Annotated in this window: 10 protein-coding genes; 4 read left to right on the top strand and 6 right to left on the bottom strand. The window is 40.1% G+C overall.

Going from position 1 to position 17,871, the window contains the following annotated elements:
* Positions 1–313: 313 nt before the first annotated feature.
* The 4 genes from AC2IOM_RS21505 to AC2IOM_RS21490 all read right to left on the bottom strand — a co-directional run bounded on the left by AC2IOM_RS21505 (position 314) and on the right by AC2IOM_RS21490 (position 7,594).
* Positions 314–670 (bottom strand): ribosome recycling factor family protein, encoded by a 357-nt coding sequence (locus AC2IOM_RS21505; protein ID WP_486360135.1) that lies wholly within the window; start codon positions 668–670, stop codon positions 314–316.
* 160 nt (positions 671–830) lie between these two features.
* Complete coding sequence (locus tag AC2IOM_RS21500; protein WP_486360134.1) at positions 831–2,777, bottom strand: methyl-accepting chemotaxis protein; 1,947 nt, start codon at positions 2,775–2,777, stop codon at positions 831–833.
* Between the two features lie 325 nt (positions 2,778–3,102).
* Positions 3,103–5,043: a methyl-accepting chemotaxis protein gene (locus AC2IOM_RS21495; protein WP_486360133.1), complete on the bottom strand. Its 1,941-nt coding sequence runs from the start codon at positions 5,041–5,043 to the stop codon at positions 3,103–3,105.
* A gap of 145 nt (positions 5,044–5,188) precedes the next feature.
* Positions 5,189–7,594, bottom strand: coding sequence for an alpha/beta hydrolase family protein (locus AC2IOM_RS21490; protein ID WP_486360132.1), 2,406 nt, complete (start codon positions 7,592–7,594; stop codon positions 5,189–5,191).
* A gap of 229 nt (positions 7,595–7,823) precedes the next feature.
* Here AC2IOM_RS21490 and AC2IOM_RS21485 point away from each other — a divergent pair, with 229 nt between their 5' ends.
* Both AC2IOM_RS21485 and AC2IOM_RS21480 read left to right on the top strand, forming a co-directional pair.
* Positions 7,824–9,056: a glycosyltransferase gene (locus AC2IOM_RS21485; RefSeq protein WP_486360131.1), complete on the top strand. Its 1,233-nt coding sequence runs from the start codon at positions 7,824–7,826 to the stop codon at positions 9,054–9,056.
* Positions 9,057–9,196: 140 nt separating this feature from the next.
* Complete coding sequence (locus AC2IOM_RS21480; protein WP_486360130.1) at positions 9,197–11,161, top strand: methyl-accepting chemotaxis protein; 1,965 nt, start codon at positions 9,197–9,199, stop codon at positions 11,159–11,161.
* 140 nt (positions 11,162–11,301) lie between these two features.
* Here AC2IOM_RS21480 and AC2IOM_RS21475 read toward each other — a convergent pair whose 3' ends face one another.
* Together AC2IOM_RS21475 and AC2IOM_RS21470 are read right to left on the bottom strand one after the other, a co-directional pair.
* Complete coding sequence (locus AC2IOM_RS21475; RefSeq protein WP_486360129.1) at positions 11,302–11,598, bottom strand: antibiotic biosynthesis monooxygenase family protein; 297 nt, start codon at positions 11,596–11,598, stop codon at positions 11,302–11,304.
* Positions 11,599–11,738: 140 nt separating this feature from the next.
* Positions 11,739–12,551 carry a substrate-binding periplasmic protein gene (locus AC2IOM_RS21470; RefSeq protein WP_486360128.1) on the bottom strand — a complete coding sequence of 271 codons (813 nt, stop codon included), beginning with the start codon at positions 12,549–12,551 and terminating at the stop codon, positions 11,739–11,741.
* A 348-nt stretch (positions 12,552–12,899) separates the two neighbouring features.
* On the opposite strand from AC2IOM_RS21470, the gene AC2IOM_RS21465 reads away from it, so the two are divergent.
* Together AC2IOM_RS21465 and AC2IOM_RS21460 are read left to right on the top strand one after the other, a co-directional pair.
* Positions 12,900–14,126: a threonine/serine exporter family protein gene (locus tag AC2IOM_RS21465; RefSeq protein ID WP_138633259.1), complete on the top strand. Its 1,227-nt coding sequence runs from the start codon at positions 12,900–12,902 to the stop codon at positions 14,124–14,126.
* A 1,016-nt stretch (positions 14,127–15,142) separates the two neighbouring features.
* Positions 15,143–17,695, top strand: coding sequence for a TonB-dependent receptor (locus AC2IOM_RS21460; RefSeq protein WP_486360127.1), 2,553 nt, complete (start codon positions 15,143–15,145; stop codon positions 17,693–17,695).
* Positions 17,696–17,871 lie beyond the last annotated feature (176 nt).

Raw genomic sequence — 17,871 nt, 5'->3', positions numbered from 1 at the left:
GCATAACAGTTTATTAAGAGGCAAGTTGCCTCTTTTTCTACCGCAACATCGCCTGTTTACATTCTAAAGTAATTTATAACACTAATAATTAGTTGTTACTAGTCAGATAGTTAATTGAAAATTAACATTTTATAAGTTGCAAAAAACAGGCAAATTGCCTGTTAATATTATTAAGGAGGAAATAATTATTAAGAAATGAAATAGGCATATTTGCTGCTTCTTTAGCAACGACCACTTTTTGCTCCTGGCGGTCTGTCAGGTGAAGTTCAAACCTATTTATCGAAACTGCAAGCTCAAATATGAGCTACTACATTTAATCAAATGCTAAGCTTTCGAGTGCTTGTCTTCCTTCAATCAGGGTGCAATCGGTTTTTGCCATTAATTGTGTAAGGGTAATCGTTGGGTTTTGCCTTACAATCTCAATTAGCTCACTTGCACTTGCCTTTGGCTTTACACTTTTTAGTTGGGTAATCACCCACAACCAGCTCGGTTCGTTTTGCGTTTCTGCCAATTCAATAATTAGCGCAAACTGAGGCCAATCGCCTTGCAGCTGCCAGTTCCGAGACCGCCCTTTTCGCGTTAATTTTGCGCCAGAAGCCTTAATCAGCGCTTTTAACTCATTCGCTCGGGCGATACGTCGTACAAAACTGTTTAATTGAATTTCAAGCATGCTAACGGTTGGGATTTGAAAACACCTTAGTGTTAACAAGCTAAAAAAATGCTAACAAGGTAACGTTTTATTTATGTAGTAATTCTACACAGTAAATTTTACGCATTGTTAGCAAATTACTTAGCTTGTTAGAAAGATTCACAGGTTACATAAATTGATATCACACTTTAAAGCGTGATATCAATTCAGATAGCTCATGTGACAGTGCATTCAATTGCTTTAATTGCTCGGTATCTTTCATTGCGATGCCATGGAACTGGCGAGATAAATCGGCGATTTCTACTGCCGACTCATTAATGTGTTGAACCACATGATTTTGTTCTTCTGTCGCAGTGGCAATTTGCTGGTTCATGTCTTTTACTTCTGTGATACGCGCATCAATTAAGTTAAGCGTTTGGCTTGATTCAACCGAGCTTTCACTCACTGCTTTTGTCGTTTCAAAACCCTGTGCCATTGCCGACAGTACGGTTTCGGTTGATTGTTGAAACTGCTCAATTTGACTGCGAATTTGCTGGGTTGAACCTTGTGTTTTGCTTGCTAATGTTCGCACTTCATCAGCGACCACCGCAAAGCCACGCCCCTGCTCTCCAGCACGCGCCGCTTCAATTGCGGCATTAAGCGCAAGCAAGTTTGTTTGCTCTGAAATTGCATTGATCACATCAACAATCGAGTTAATTGATTCCGCTTGGTTCGCCAATTGTTGAATGTCCTGATGCGCTTTTTCGATTACGCCCGTTAATGCTTTCATTGCACTGGCATTTGATTCAACTTGGCTAATGCTTTGCTTAGTGTTATCTACTGCGTGTTCGCTACTTTTCGCTGTATCAAGGGCAAGGTGCGATACTTCTGCCACTGTTGTGCCCATTTCGGTAATGGCAGAGGCTACTTGCTCACTTAAACCGTCTTGTTGGAACGCCAAACCGGTCACTCGTTCGAACGATTTAACCAGTACCTGAATATCGTTTGCAAGCTGAGTTTCAATATCTTTAAGGCGTGTGACCATACGTTGATTATTTTCAATCACCGCATTAAAGCCTTTAGCTAAAGTACCCAATTCATCATGTCGACTATCATCAAGTCGTACCGTTAAATCACCATCTTGCTGCGCCATGGCGAGTAATTTATCGGAAATACCTGAGATATTTTTCGAAATACGATTGGCCAACAACACCATCACAACGATAAAACCAATCGCAATCACCAAACTTACTGCCACAGTTTTAAATAGCGCGCTAGTAATTTGGTCACTCAGTTCGGCACTAGGTAATAGCGCCACTAACGTTAAACCCGTACCTTCAAGTGACTGGCTTGCCACGTAATGCTGTTCACCCATTAGGTCAAGGGTGTCGATTTGCGCACTTTCAAGCTGTTTAGATTGATTGATAAGCTGTTTAAGTGGTTGGTATTTTTCAATTTTATTAAAATCAGAACCAACTAATTGTTCATTGGGGTGTGCTGCAAAGGTGTTATCATCCTTAATCAAAAATACATAGCCAGCTTCACCAATTTTATTGCTTTTAATGATATCGGTAATACGGCTAATATCGTAGCCAAGGCCCGTTAAACCATAGTCTTTACCGTTCAAGTGAACTTTAACGTTCGTATAAGCAATCAGTTTTTTCGTTTCTTGGTGAACCGCTACCGCAAGTTGTTGCTCAATTGGCTTTTGCATAAAGGCATAAAACCATGCATCTCGCGGATCGGTTGTTGAAATGGTTTTTAAAATGCCATCATTTTGGTAGTACTTGCCTGTCACACTTGATACTAAAAAGACGACCGCCGCATTGTTTTCAATTTTTATATGCTCGAAGTAATCTTGAATTTCAGGCCATTGCTCTGCGTTTTCACCTTCTTCAACCCATTTCATCAAAAAGCTGTTTTGTTCCATGCCTTTCGCTAGTGCAAGTGGGGTGTTTAGTTCTGCACGAATACTTGCTTCAACTTTACCCAGCAAAGCAGGAAAATATGCTTGATCGTTAAATTGTTCGAAAACGCGGTTAAATTGCGCACTGCTAAATAGCGTGGACAACAAGGTGCTTAACACTAATGCAAACGTAATGGTAAGAATTAGCGCATTGCGAATACTGATATTGAGACGTTTTATCATACTACTGCTATCTGTTTGATAATTAGTAACACTTGGCATCAATTGCCAGGCAAATAGGTTTGAAGTTTATTATAATTGGTACAAGATTTCGAGCAGTTAATGTTAATTTACGCAACAATCTGATTGCGTATCACACCGAATAAGTAACGTACAAACAAAGCAATAGTTTAATTTTAAGGTTATCTGACATCAACAAAGTTGACGGCGGTTAATACAATAATAACCTTTACACACCCTTCACAATTGAATGAATTGATATAGATAAAGAGCCAGAAATCGCTGCCCTTATCAAACAACACCAGAGGGCAGCCCGTTTATTTTTACGTTATACAGTAAATTCTGAAATGAGCGATGACAGCTCACTTGCTAAGTGATTTAAGCGTTTTAGCTGCTGTTGATCTGCAACCGCTATATCGTTGAACTGCTTCGATAAATCAGCAATTTGTACTGCCGACTCGTTAATATGTTGCACCACCACGTTTTGCTCTTCAGTCGCTGTGGCGATTTGCTGGTTCATATCTTTTACCGCGGTAATACTGCGGTCAATCGTGGTTAAAATTTCTGCCGACTGAGCCGATGTTTCACTTACTTTACTGGTGGTTTCATTGCCTTGTGCCATGGCATTGAGCACAATTTCGGTTGAACGTTGAAATTGATCAATTTGCCCGCGAATTTCTTGCGTCGAGCTTTGCGTTTTACTCGCAAGCGTTCTTACTTCGTCAGCAACCACCGCAAATCCACGTCCTTGCTCACCTGCTCGCGCGGCTTCAATTGCGGCATTAAGTGCGAGTAAATTAGTTTGTTCTGAAATAGCGTTAATCACATCAACAATTGAATTAATCGACTCTGCCTGCCCTGCAAGTTCTTGAATATTTTGATACGCTTCGCCCATAACCTGCGTTAACTGGTTCATCGCCAATGTACTTGACTGCATTTGTTCGATACTTTGTTTAGTATCACTTACGGCGTCTTCGCTGGTGTTAGCAGTATCAAGTGCAAGGTTTGACACCTCAGAAACCGTAGTGCCCATTTCAGTAATAGCCGATGCCACTTGTTCACTTAATGCATCTTGATTTGATGAAAGGCTCGTCACTTGATCGAACGAGTCGACAAGGGCTTGAATGTCTTGCGCCATTTGCAATTCGATGTCTTTAAGTTTAATCACCATTTTTTGATTGTTAGCAATAACCGCATTAAACCCTCGCGCTAAGTCACCGAGTTCATCTTGACGTGAATCATCCAAACGCATGGTTAAATCGCCGCCTTGATTACCCATTTCAAGCAGTTTGCTACCAATACTTGCAATACTGCGCGACACGCGATTAGCAATCCACACCATAAGCACAATAAACACACCCGCGATTACGCTATTCACTGCAATTGTTAACATCATCGCTTTGGATATTTTGCTGCTCATTTCACTGGTTGGCATCAATGCAACCAACTGCCAACCGATGTCTTCTAAATTTTGCGTAGCTGCAAAATAGGTTTCGTTATCAAGTTTAATTTTTTCTAATTGCGTTTGCTGTGAAGCTGATTGAGACAGTAGCGCTGATAATGGTGAGTATTTGTTGATAGCTTGATAATCTTTACCCACAAACGCTTGGTTTGGGTGTGCAGCAATTTTGCCATCTGGGCGCAATAAAAATACATATCCTGTTTTACCAATTTTATTCTGGTTTACAATGTCGATAATTTTACTGATGTCGTAACCTAGACCAGTGAGACCTAAATCTTGCCCATTAGCGTTCACTTTTACATTAATAAAGGCGGTTAAGCGTTTTGACTGCTCGTCTACATCAACAGCCACTTGTTGGGTATTTGACGAGCGCATAAACTGAAAAAACCAACTGTCGCGATCACTACTTGCAGATAGCGTTTTTAAAATGCCATCGTTTTGATAGTAGTTTAAGCTTTGCTGCGATACCCAAAACACAACGGCTGCGTCGTTGGTGTTTTTAACATTGGCAAAATACTGTTGAATGCGTGGCCACTCATCACTTTTTTCGCCTTTTAACGCCCAATCAATTAAAAAGTCATTTTGCGCCAGTGCTTTCGATAATGCGATGGGCGTATTAAGTTCAGCACGAATACTGGCTTCTACTTTGCCAAGTAAGGCCGGAAAATATTCCTGCTCGTTAAACTCATCGAACACAGAATTAAACTGATTACTGCTAAAAAGCGTTGAGAAAAGTGTACTTAAAACAAGTGCAAGTGTGATGGTGGCAATAAGTGCATTGCGAATACTGATATCTGAAAGCTTCATGAATTGTTATTTTGGTTTTGGGTATAAAAAGCATAGACCAAAATTATCAATGTTATATGTTTTAAAACGAAATATTGCCAAAATAACAATAAAAATCGCCAGCACGAATGCTGGCGATTTGCACATTTGCTAAGCGCTATTGAGTCTATTTACTCAATAAATGTTGCTCAAGCCATTGCTCTTGCTCCCAAAGCACATGCAAAATGCTCTCTCTCGCACGGTAGCCATGGCCTTCGTACGGTAACATTACCAATCTTGCTTCTTTACCTAAGCCTTTAAGCGCATTATACATACGCTCAGACTGCATTGGATAAGTACCAGAATTTGGGTCGTCTTTACCGTGGATCATTAACATTGGCTCATTAATTTTTTCGGCATGGAAAAACGGTGACATTGCTGAATATACGGCTTGCCCCTGCCAAAAATCACGTTCTTCACCCTGGAAACCAAACGGCGTTAATGTACGATTATATGCGCCACTTCGCGCAATACCGGTTTTGAATAGATCACTGTGCGCTAACAAATTCGCTACCATAAATGCACCATACGAGTGACCCGCAATGGCTATGCGTGATTCATCGGCTACGCCTTTTTCAACCAGCGCATCAACCGCAGCCTGTGCACTGCTCACTAATTGCGTTCTAAAAGTATCATTAGGCTCACTGCCATCAACACCGACAATCGGCATTTTCGGATCATCAAATACCGCAATGCCTTTTGCTAAATATGGCATCGGTCCCCAATAGCCAATATAGGTGAATTCATATGGTGAATCACGTACTTGCGATGCAACTGCTTTATCTTTGTATTCAAGCGGGTAAGCCCACATCAACACAGGCACCTTGCCACCTTTGTAATCTGCAGGTAAATACAAAGTGCCACTCAATGCCACACCATCATCACGGGTATAGCTAATTTGCTCTTTTTTAATGTTTTTAAAGTCTGGGTAAGGGTGAGCAAATTCGGTAAATTGCGTAAGCGTATTTTGTTTTAAATCACGAATGTAAAAATTCGGTTGTTCTGTTTTAGATTCACGAAGTGTAATCAGTTTTTCACCTGCGTCATCAAGCACTGCACGCACACGTTCATAGTATGGCGCTTCGCTTTGCCAAACACGCTTTGACGACGCTGTTTTAATATCAAACCGATCTAAAAACGGAATATTGCCTTTGTCTGATGCGCCAGTACCAGTTAGCATCATGTAGCGCTCGCCAACAACTTTCACCGCGCGCGTACCAAACTCAGTTTGTTCGTAAACAAAGTTGCCTGGGTCGTTATACGCGTCGTTGTAAGAGCGTTCATTAAACAGTACGCGCGGACCGTTTGGGTTTTCTGGATTGATAATTTGAGTGCGAATTTTTCTGTCGCTAAAGCGCCAATCACTCAACATTGCAACATTATCATTCGCCCATTCAATGCCAGCAAAACGGCGTTCAACTTTTGCAAATAGCTTTGGTTCACTGTTAAACGGTGCTTTCCAACTATAAACGAAGTCATGAAACGGCACGTCAGTTTTCATTGAGCCGTTATCTTGCGCCTGTGCCCATACTAGCGTTGCTGGTTTATCGGCACGCCATGAAAAACTGCGGCGATCTGTTCTTACACTGTCAAAACCTTGCGGAATATTTTCGGCAAGCGTTTGTTTTTCAACACTTGCTACAGGCTTTCCTTTTGTATCAATTACTTGCCAATTGGTTGCAAAACGTGAATACGGCACTAAATAAGAAAACGGTGCTTCTATTTGCCCAAGCAAAATGTAGTCACTGTTAGGCGAAGGTACAAAAGAGCGAATAATGCCCGGCTTTGCCAGCTTTGTAACATTACCGCTAAGCGACACTTTAGCTAACTGGCCCAAGCCATAAAACGAGAAAAGTGCCTTATCGTGTGGTGTTTGCAGTAAATTTTGGTATGTACGTACTGGTGCTTTTTCGCCACTTGTTTGTGATATAACGGGTACAATCGACGCATTTTCTGCTGACGGGGCTTGGTTATTAGCATTCGCGGCAAGGTTAATTAATAATCCTTCACTATTGGGTAACCAGGTATAGGGGCGTGACGTAATTACCGAATTAAGCGGTGCGTTATCAACAGCGATCAAACGGCGCTCTGAAATATTAAAAAGGTATAACTGTGCCGTATGCGCTTGCTCAATAAAAAATGCAAGATGTTGACTGTCAGGTGACCACGACGGTGATAAAATACGTCCTTCTGGCAGGCCTTTAACCGTAAAGTTTTGGCCATTTTCTAAGTGTTTAAACGTAATAGACAGATACTTTGAACGAGGTCGCGCTCGCGAAAAGTTTTTAGGGTTTAACTTAATGCCGGCAAGTTTAAGTTCTGGTTTAGCAAGCTCTTGCAGTGTTGCAATACGTTGACGCTCCAAAAACGCCATCCATTGATTATCGGGCGATAATCGCGTTGTTGGCGCTAGTTTCGCATCAACTAAATCGGCTAATGCTTTACTTGGTGTTTGATAGCTATCTTGCTCATTAGCATGAGCAAACGAACCACAAAACACACCAGCAACAACCAATAATTTAAGTAGTTTCATTACTGTTCCTTGGTAGTGATTTTATTATTCAAGCAAACGAGAAGTGATATAAGCTTAATTTTGCAGCCTACGTTAGCCTTCCCTTCCTTACTTTTTATTTTAATTGATTACCATTCAATCATTTGAATCGTAAAACGACTTCAAGACTATTGATTATAATTAGCTTACTCAAGCAATTGCGTTAAATTTACGATAAAATGCGCCGATTATATTTTTGTTGAGAAACACCGTGAAAGTTCTTGTTATTGGTTATGTGTGGCCGGAACCTAAATCATCAGCTGCAGGCAGCCATATTTTGTCGATTATGCACACATTTTTAGAGCAAGGCTGGCAGGTAGAATTTGCCTCACCTGCGCAAAAAACGCCGCATATGTTTGACCTTAACAGCATTCATGTTTCAAGCGCTGAAATTACCCTAAATTGCGACAGTTTCAATGACTATATTGCGGCACTTAACCCAGATATTGTGATGTTTGACCGCTTTATGATGGAAGAACAATTTGGCTGGCGTGTCGATACATACTGCCCTAACGCGTTGAAAATTCTTGATACAGAAGATTTACAGAGCGTTAGAAACGCACGCCATTTAGCACACAAAGCGGGACGCCCATTAACAGCACAAGACTGGTCATCTGATCTGGCAAAGCGTGAAATTGCAGCCATTCTACGCTGTGATTTATCACTTATTATTTCAGACTATGAAATGAACTTGTTGCAAGCACAATATAAGCTTGAGCCAAGTTTATTGCATCATCTGCCCTTTATGTTTGATACCGATAAGTTGTCAGAGAACCCAAGCTTTCAAGAGCGCCAGCACTTTGTCACCATAGGTAATTTTCGCCACGCACCAAACTGGAATAGTGTGTTATTTTTGCAGCAGATTTGGCCACAGATCCGTAAACAACTCCCAACCGCGGAACTGCATATTTATGGTTCGTATCCACCTCCAAAAGCCACTGCTATTTCTAATGAAAAAACCGGTTTTATTGTAAAAGGGTGGTGCGATGACGCCTATGAAGTAATAAAGAATGCCAAAGTGATGTTAAGTCCACTGCGTTTTGGTGCTGGTATAAAAGGAAAGTTTTTAGATGCCATGGTGTGTCAAACCCCCTCTATCACAACACCAATTGGCATAGAAGGCATGTTCGACAGTGAAAACTGGCCCGGTCTTGTGAGTGAGCACGCTGAAAATATTGTTACTGATGCCGTAAATTTATATTCAAATAGTGCACTGTGGCAACAAAAATCATCTTTGTGCCATAACAAGCTGATTGAAAAATTTGCTAAAGAACCGCTAGCTTGCGACTTAATTGAAAAAATCAATTCTCTACGTAATGATTTAGAACAACATCGTTTGAATAACTTTACCGGACAAATGCTTAAACATCATATGCATGCGAGCACAAAATATATGTCGCAATGGATCACTGAAAAAAACAAATCACGACATAACGACGAATAAAAAACGATATACATAAAAAGAGCATTATTAATAATTTAACATTATTGCTTATTTACAAAGAGTAACAATTCTCATTATATGACAGTTATATTACAATGTAACATATTGTACTTACTTTACTCTAAATCGTTTCAAACCGTATGAATCTTAAGCAAAAACTTTTATTTTCGTTTTTAGCACTGGCCTTAGTGCCAGTGTTTATTATTACTCTTATCGCAATTACAATTTCTAATAATGCACTTGAACAACAAGCATTTAATCAATTAACGTCAATCAAAAATATCAAAGCGACGGAAATACGTAATTACTTTGCCCAAAGCCAAGCCGAATTATCGTTAATAGCATCGTCATGGACCAACATGGATGATGTAACAAACGCAGAATTAGCTGAGCAAAAGCAAGACTACTTTAAGCGCTTTATCGAAACCAATCAGTATTACGATTTATTCTTAATTGATTTAAATGGTGATATTTTTTACAGCGTTGCAAAAGAATCAGACTATCAAACAAATTTGCTTGATGGCCCTTATGCGCAATCTGGCTTAGCAATCCTGTTTAACAAAACAATGCTAAACCAGAGCTTTAATATTATCGATTTTTCGGCCTACGCACCGAGTAACAATGAGCCCGCTGCTTTTATCGCACAGCCAATTAGACAAAACGGCGAAATTAAAGGTGTGATTGCGTTACAACTATCAATCACCAAAATAAACACGTTAATGCAGCAACGCGAAGGTATGGGTGAAACTGGTGAGTCGTATATTGTTGGGCAAGATCATCGCATGCGCTCTGACTCATTTTTAGACCCCGTTGGCCGCAGCGTTAAAGCGAGTTTCGCTGGTAATATTACCGATAATGGCGTAAGCACGCTTGCTGTAACCAAAGGACTAAGTGGCATCAGTAATACCGAAATTATTCAAGACTATAATGACAACGCTGTCTTATCGGCATATATGCCAATCAACTTTGGCGATATAAACTGGGTACTTATATCAGAAATTGATGCCGCCGAGGCCTTTGCTGCAACCGCAACATTAAAATCATCGATTTTAATAATTTCGCTGTTTAGCTTAGTGTGTATTGTTGTTACTGCACTACTTATTACCCGCTCAATTTTAAAACCAATTGGTGGCGAACCAAAAGACATTCATAAACTGGCGATGAAAATCGCTGATGGTGATTTAACACACCAATTTGGCAATCAGTACACCTTTGGTTTACTTAACTCAATGAAAAAAATGAACCAAAGTTTACATAGCATTATTAGTTCAATTATCTCTTCAAGCCAACAACTAACGGGCATGGCGTCGCAAACAAGCTCAACCAGTATTCAAGCCAAATCAAGCTTAGAGGAACAACACGTTAGTATTGAACGCGTATCAGCTGCAATGCACGAAATGACCATTACCATCGAAGAAGTGGCAAATAACGCTAAAGATTGCTCTGAACAAACACAGCTGGCAAGCCTTAAAAGCAAAGAGGCGAACCGTGATATTCATGAGGCACTCAGTGCAATCGAACAGTTAGAAACGTCGTTAAACCAAGCTAACAGTGTTATTAATCAAGTAGAACGAAAAAGTATTGGCATAAACTCGGTGCTTGAAGTGATTCAAAGCGTTACTGAGCAAACCAACTTACTTGCGCTAAACGCCGCAATTGAAGCAGCCCGCGCCGGCGAACAAGGCCGCGGCTTTGCGGTGGTGGCAGATGAAGTTAGACAACTGGCGTTCAAAACGCAACAGTCTACTACCAATATTGAGAAAATAATTTACGAATTACAATCAGATACGCAATGTGCCGTTACTGCGATAGAGCAAAGTACCGAGCTTGCTAATACCACATTTGAAAAGGCTAAAAACAGTGAAGCAACCATGCACGATGTTTTAGCTGATATGGATATGATGACGCAAAATACCGAAGCAATTGCAACGGCGGCTGCACAACAAAGTATTGCCGCTGAAGAAATAACCCAAAGCATTACCGCAATAAACAATGCAGCACTTGAAAACGCCGCAGGCGCAGAACTCATTGCTGACGCCAGTTTACAGCTAAAAACGCTTACCGATGAATTAAATGTGATCGGGTCTAAATTTAAACTTAGCTAAACTGAGTTAATAATTTAAGTGCCCAAGTTTTTGAAAGTGATCCGCTTTTGAAAACCTGGGCACTTATTCCAATACAGTTTTAAGCATATAACCATTACGCTTGGCTTTATTGGCTTAAAATCAGTGCTAAGTAATACTCATCACTTGCTTCTATCTTCTAATTCATCAAATGTTTCAACCGAAATGCGCTCGGCTATAGCTCGCATCTGTTGCATTTGATAGGGGTTACAATTACCCCAAAATCGTTGCCAATGTTCGCGTGAATGCCACTTAGCAACTGTGAGTATTTTTTCAGGACTATCACTTGAACGTAGCATAAAACTACCAAGTGCCCCCTCTACAGTGCTATGAATCGTTTCGGTTGTTGTACGCCAAATTGTTTGAAATGCTTGTTGCTGCGCTACTGGCACTTTCCATTCGTATACCACTCTAAACATATTATTCCCTTAAAATAATGCCGATGACGTGTTGCGTCAGATTCTGGTATGAAAACTAGATATGTGATTTTACAAAGGTGAAGACGATTTACGACGTTAGCAAAATCACGATTACTAAATTGATAACTTTACGTAAAAAACTAACCATAAATACAGCGTTTGGCTAACGATAGTTCTGATTCTGAAATCACACTTTGGGCTGTCGGAATATAACGCTTTTTAATTAACTGAATTTCGTTACTTTGATTTAATTCAACCAGCGCATTTTGTAGTTTCTCGACTATTTCAATTGGCATTGCCAAATTAAGCGCTAAATAATTGCCAAGTAATGCCTCATCGCTTATTACGAATACAGGTTCAACTTCGTGCAATGCGAGTCTATCGCTGTCTATGTGGTATTGAAGTGTATTGGCGGATGCAATAAATAAATCTAACTTCCCTTTTTTAAACGCGTCAACTTCGCCAAATTTTTCTGAGTAAATAACGTAATTAACGTTTTCTTGCATGCCCCAATTTTGCAGCACGTATTCATAAACATCGCCTTTGTTTAAGCCCACTGTGTAATGGTTAAGCTGTTGTTTTGACGCAATGCTAATGTCGCTCCGATGAGCTAACTTGTAAAAACATGCGGGACTCGAGACTAATGGCCCAACCCATTGAAAATGAGCTTCACGGTCCGGTAATCGGGAGGTCGAAACCAGCCCAGCAAAACGTTTTGATAATGACAATGCCATAGCACGCTGCCAAGGATACATTTTAAATTTGCACTTTATACCTGCGACTTCGCATGCACGGGCAACAATATCATGATTAATGCCTTTGATTTTGTCGCCTTCTCGAAAGTTATAAGGCGGAAAGTGTTCCGTATAAATAGTGACTGTTACATTCTCATACGCCTGCACTAAATTACTTAAAAATACAGTTATAACGACAAGTTTGACTATCCAGTTCACGTTTACACCTCAATATCCTTTTCATACCACACCATACTATTTGCACATTAATACGTTGGCAAACAATACTAATAGGCCATACCTAACCAATTAGTTACACTCATTAAAGCACGTCATTCCATAACAATCAGCCTTGTGCTTCAACCTATGTTACTTTAACGTTAACATAAAATTAATAATTTATTTTATAAATTACCTTTGTTATCAATATGTATAAATTGATGGATATTTTATTGATCTTGACCCGTATTTATTACAATTGTTGATATTTAACATAAACAAAACTAGACAAACCGTAAATAAAACATAAAATTTGCGAGTCATCACTGTATATGTAGATTTAAAACCTTGAACACTGCTAGTTTTACGCAAAAACGCCGCTTTATTGTAAAGCTTGGTAAAATGCTGCACAAATTCGGTACACCTGCTTACCGACTAGAAGCTCATCTAGAAAATTTAGCAACATTTTTAGGCTTAAAAGCGTCGTTTATAATTACACCAACCGCATTAACATTTGTTATCTGGACAGAAGGCCATGAAGACGAATATACCCATGCGGCGCGTGTTGCTCCAGGTGAATTAGACCTAGGCGCGCTTGCACGCAGTGATGAACTTGTTGATAAACTAACTGACTACACAATTACCTTAGAACAAGCCGACCACGCACTTGATGAAATAGCGAATTTACCTAACCCATACAACCGCTTTGTTACGGGTATTGCATTTGTTATGTCAGGCGGTGCATTTGCCATGCTAATGGGAACAAGTTGGAATGATGTACTTTGGTCAACGTTAATTAGCGGTGTTATTTATTTGTTTGTGCTGTGGTCAGAACGTTCTAAACGTGTTGCCCATATGCTTGAAGCTGTGGTTTCTATTGTTGCCGCCATTTTAGCGTGCGCGATAAGCGTTTACATCGACCCTGGCATCAATATACGCATGGTTATATTATCCGCCATCATTGTATTTATACCGGGCTTAGCATTAACACTTGGCCTGGCTGAGTTATCTGCACGTCACTTAGTTTCTGGTACTGCGCGCGTAATGGATGCCTTAATGCTACTCTTTAAGCTCTATTTTGGCGCATTTTTAGGTATAGCAGTTGGCTTTTCGCTATTTGGGCAAACCGACTTTGTTGCACCACCACAAATGCCAAAATGGACTGCTTGGCTTGCCATCGCTATTTTATGTATGAGCTTAATCGTTATCTTTCGTACCAAAGCGAAACATGCAGTGTGGTCAATTGTGGCGGGGTTTGTCGCGTACGGTGCAAGTATCGCGGGCGCCCTTTATTTAGATTATGCACTCGGCACGTTTGTTGGTGCATTTGCGGTTGGTGTTTACAGTAACTTATTTACACGTGTCGCCAATGCACCCGCATGTATTGTTGCAATGCAAGGTTTGATCGTATTGGTTCCCGGAAGTAAAACCTATATTGGATTAAACTCGTTAATCTCGGGGCAAGAGTTTATTGCAAGCACAGGTATTGGCCAGCAAACGTTTCTTATTTTTATGTCTCTGGTCGCCGGACTCATATTTGCAAACGTGGCACTGCCTCCAAAGAAAAGCCTTTAATATATATGAGTCGCCAACCTAGGCGACTCACTTTTTCCACCAGCATTATTCATTAACCATGTTACGGCTAACTCAAGCCTTAAATAGCTTTTTTAATATCATGAGATCAAACGACTCATTGCTCGAACGAGCTGAGACCACTTTTTACTCCGACTTCATTTGACAAAAAATACCAACACCATAAGAAAATCCAATTAATAGAAGAGCCTTGTTCTTAGCCGTATAACTTCTGTTAAATATAATCTTCTTTCAAATCAAAATGTGTTGTACCAAGCTGTTTATTTGTTGTTTGAATCGTGTTATCACTTTGGTTATGTAAAAAAACTAACGTGTAATGGCTCACCTTTCTATATACGCTCTCTGTCTCAGCCTTTTTTAAATACCTTCATCGGCGGCAAAAATTAACAACAAAACTCAAAACTTTCGTGTTCAATTTATATAGCCTTTTAACTCTGTACACACACAAAAATGGTGTAAGTATTTTCTAATGATTAGTTTTTTTACTGCTCTAAGTGAAACATGTTTACGGTAGTACAATATCAAGCGCTTATTACCAGCCACTTAGTAAAAGCGAAAAGTGAACAACACAACTAACTTGTTACTTACAACGTTTATTTTTTTGAAACGGCCAACCAAGCGGTATGCTCAGCGATCGCTTTTTAATAGCCGCAACAGAAAAATTTAACGATTAAATAACACATGAACCCTTTTTTCATCCGATTTCAATATCGGATAAGTATATAAACCAAATAATCTTCTACAAATTTTGTTAAATAAACTTAATTTATTAAAAACAAACCAACCTGCAAACTGTTGTTTTTAATATTTATTTAAAATTTATTTGTCTAATTCAGAACTATTCATAACCAATCAATACGATTCACAACTAATCATGTAGCTATTACCCCAGCTTAAAACACATTCCGCATCGGGCAATTGTTAACGGTGTGTGATTTAAGCAAACAGTTACCGTTAAAAAATAACAACTGATGGTTTTTACATCGCAAGGGGAAACAATGGCTATATCTACTAAGAATAAATTAAGCCTAGCTATTAGTCAGGCATTATTGGCAGCGAGCTTAAGCACAACATATGTACAGGCTGCAGAAGAAAACACTGCTGAACAAAGCGACGTTGAGGTAATTCAGGTCCGCGGCATCCGCGGCAGCTTAGTTAAATCACTTAACACTAAACGTTTTTCAGGTTCGGTTGTTGATGCCGTAACCGCTGAAGACATTGGCAAATTTCCAGACCAAAACGTAGCAGAATCGCTTCAACGTATTACCGGCGTATCGATTTCACGTAATTTTGGTGAAGGTGAACGAGTAAGTATTCGTGGTACGTCTGAAAGCCAAAACAGAACATTATTAAATGGCCAAGCTGTAGGCTCAGTAGATTGGTGGACAAACTCCCCTGCTAGTCGTGGTTTTAATTACACTATGCTTCCTTCAGAAATTGTATCTGGACTTGAAGTGTATAAGTCACCAGAAGCCGATATTGATGAGGGCTCTATTGGTGGTACAGTGATCGTTCGTACCCGTAAACCACTAGAATTAGAAGCCAATAAAATCGCTGGTAGCTTAATGGCGCAACACAGTGAAGTATCAGGTGAAACTGACCCACAACTAAGTGGCTTATATTCATGGAAAAATGAAGACGAAACCTTTGGTGCACTAATCTCAGTGGTACGTCAGCAACGCAATTTACGCCGAGATGGTATTGAATCATGGAGCTGGACTCATCGCGATATTGAAATGGAAGATGGTACAGTTCATAAGAATGTTTATAGTTCTGGTGGCGGTGGGTCAGCCATGTTTTCGCAAGAGCGTGTCCGCACAGGTTTCAATGCGTCGCTACAATACCGTCCAAGTGATGCCTTAGACATTACCTTTAATGCCCTTGATTCAACATTAGAAGCTAACAATGAAAACCAAAACTTCTTGTGGTTACCTGGCTACGGCGGTTCAAAATATCAAGACGTGACGATTATTGATCATGACAAAGTTGGCAAAATGCTTATTGCAGGCACACTCGGTTTATCGCCAGATGGCAATAACATTCTTGATGAGACCAAAGTACGTAACTCAGAACTTAGCACTGAGTCATACGATTTAAAAGCAGATTATCAAGGTGATATTTGGCAAACCTCAGTTCACTTAGGTTATACCAAAGGCTCAGGTGGTTCACACGCTGACCGCAGTGTTGGTTGGGGTGGTAACTACGTGCATTCATATGATGCGTCAAGCGTTGAAGATATGAAAACTAGCTATAGCGCTGATCCCGCTGATGGCACTAAATGGTCACTTGATTTCTTACGTTACGATCAAAATAACGCCAAAGACGATGAACATTATGTACAAGTAGACTTTAACCGCCCAGTTGATGTTGCAGTATTTAGTAATATTAAATTTGGTGCTAAATATCGCGACCACAGTCGCTATAATGAGAAACGTCAAACTGCAACACGTACCGATTTAGGCTGGTCATTAGCCGATTATTCGCTCCAAATGCCGTCAGATTATCTATCGGGTTTAGGCTCAAATGGTACACTTAAAAACTACGCCATTACTGATTCAAACAAAGTACGTCGTGAAGGTGATGCCCTAGGTTGGCAATACAACTTATTAAAAGCAAGTACCTTTGAAGTAGAAGAGCAAATCTTGGCTGGTTACATTAAGGCGGATATTGACGCAGATAGCCTGCGCGGTAACTTAGGCGTACGTTTAGTACAAACAAACCAAGATACAGGCGCTTACGTTGGTGAAAATTGGCAAACGCAATCAAAAGACTATTTTGACGTTCTACCAAGCCTTAACTTAGCGATTGATTTAGATGATGACCTTATTATGCGACTTGCAGCTGCACGCGTAATGTCTCGCCCAGACTATAACTCAATGACACCATCAACTTCATACAACCTAGAAACTAAAACCGGTACAGGTGGTAACCCAGATATCGACCCGTATCGTGCAAACCAATTTGATGTAAGTATTGAATGGTACTTTGATGAAGCAAGTTTATTCTCAGCGGCACTATTTCATAAAGATATTCAATCTTTCTTAGACTCACAGCTAACGCTTGAAACTCACGAAGGTGTTGGTATATTGGTAAATCGCCCGGTAAATGGTCGTAGCGGTACAATTCAAGGTTTAGAGCTTGCGGTGCAGCACGATATTTATCAAGGCCTAGGTGTAATGGCTAACTACACCTATGTTGATGGTGAAGCGAAAGGTCCAAATGGTGAAGATATCACTATTCCTGGTAACTCTGAGCACACGATTAACCTAAGTGCATACTATGAAAATGAGTACCTAAACGGCCGTATTTCGTACAACTACCGCACAGGCTATGATACAGGTCTTGGTTGGCCAGGTTATGTAGACGATTACGGACAAATTGATGCCAATCTTAACTACAGCGTAACCGAGAACATTACGTTAGTATTTGAAGCCATTAACTTAACCGATGAGCATACCTTTAGCTACCAAGAAAAAGGTGTAGAGCAAGCACTAACCGGTGTTTATGCCGATGGCCGTCGCTATGTTGCAGGTGTTCGATTTAATTTTTAATTCTGAAAAAGAGTTTCACTGCGCTTAATTGCGCAGAGCTAACACAGGACTGCCCCCTATTAGAAAACTCTTACACTTCAGAACCCCCCAAAACAGCGAATGTAATGTTCGCTGTTTTTTTTGCTTTCAATTATTGCGCTACAAGCCATTAAAATTTCTTAAAAAAGTCGAAATAT

The sequence above is a fragment of the Pseudoalteromonas sp. NS-SX12 genome, from assembly GCF_057367955.1.
The sequence above is the reverse complement of the archived record's forward strand: the minus strand, read 5'-3'. Positions and strand labels throughout refer to the sequence as shown.

What these genes read in the sequence shown, in the direction of transcription:
- AC2IOM_RS21495 (WP_486360133.1), bottom strand. Translation starts at nt 5,043, where the DNA reads ATGAAGCTTTCAGATATCAGTATTCGCAATGCACTTATTGCCACCATC.
- AC2IOM_RS21460 (WP_486360127.1), top strand. Translation starts at nt 15,143, where the DNA reads ATGGCTATATCTACTAAGAATAAATTAAGCCTAGCTATTAGTCAGGCA.
- AC2IOM_RS21475 (WP_486360129.1), bottom strand. Translation starts at nt 11,598, where the DNA reads ATGTTTAGAGTGGTATACGAATGGAAAGTGCCAGTAGCGCAGCAACAA.
- AC2IOM_RS21480 (WP_486360130.1), top strand. Translation starts at nt 9,197, where the DNA reads ATGAATCTTAAGCAAAAACTTTTATTTTCGTTTTTAGCACTGGCCTTA.
- AC2IOM_RS21505 (WP_486360135.1), bottom strand. Translation starts at nt 670, where the DNA reads ATGCTTGAAATTCAATTAAACAGTTTTGTACGACGTATCGCCCGAGCG.
- AC2IOM_RS21490 (WP_486360132.1), bottom strand. Translation starts at nt 7,594, where the DNA reads ATGAAACTACTTAAATTATTGGTTGTTGCTGGTGTGTTTTGTGGTTCG.
- AC2IOM_RS21500 (WP_486360134.1), bottom strand. Translation starts at nt 2,777, where the DNA reads ATGATAAAACGTCTCAATATCAGTATTCGCAATGCGCTAATTCTTACC.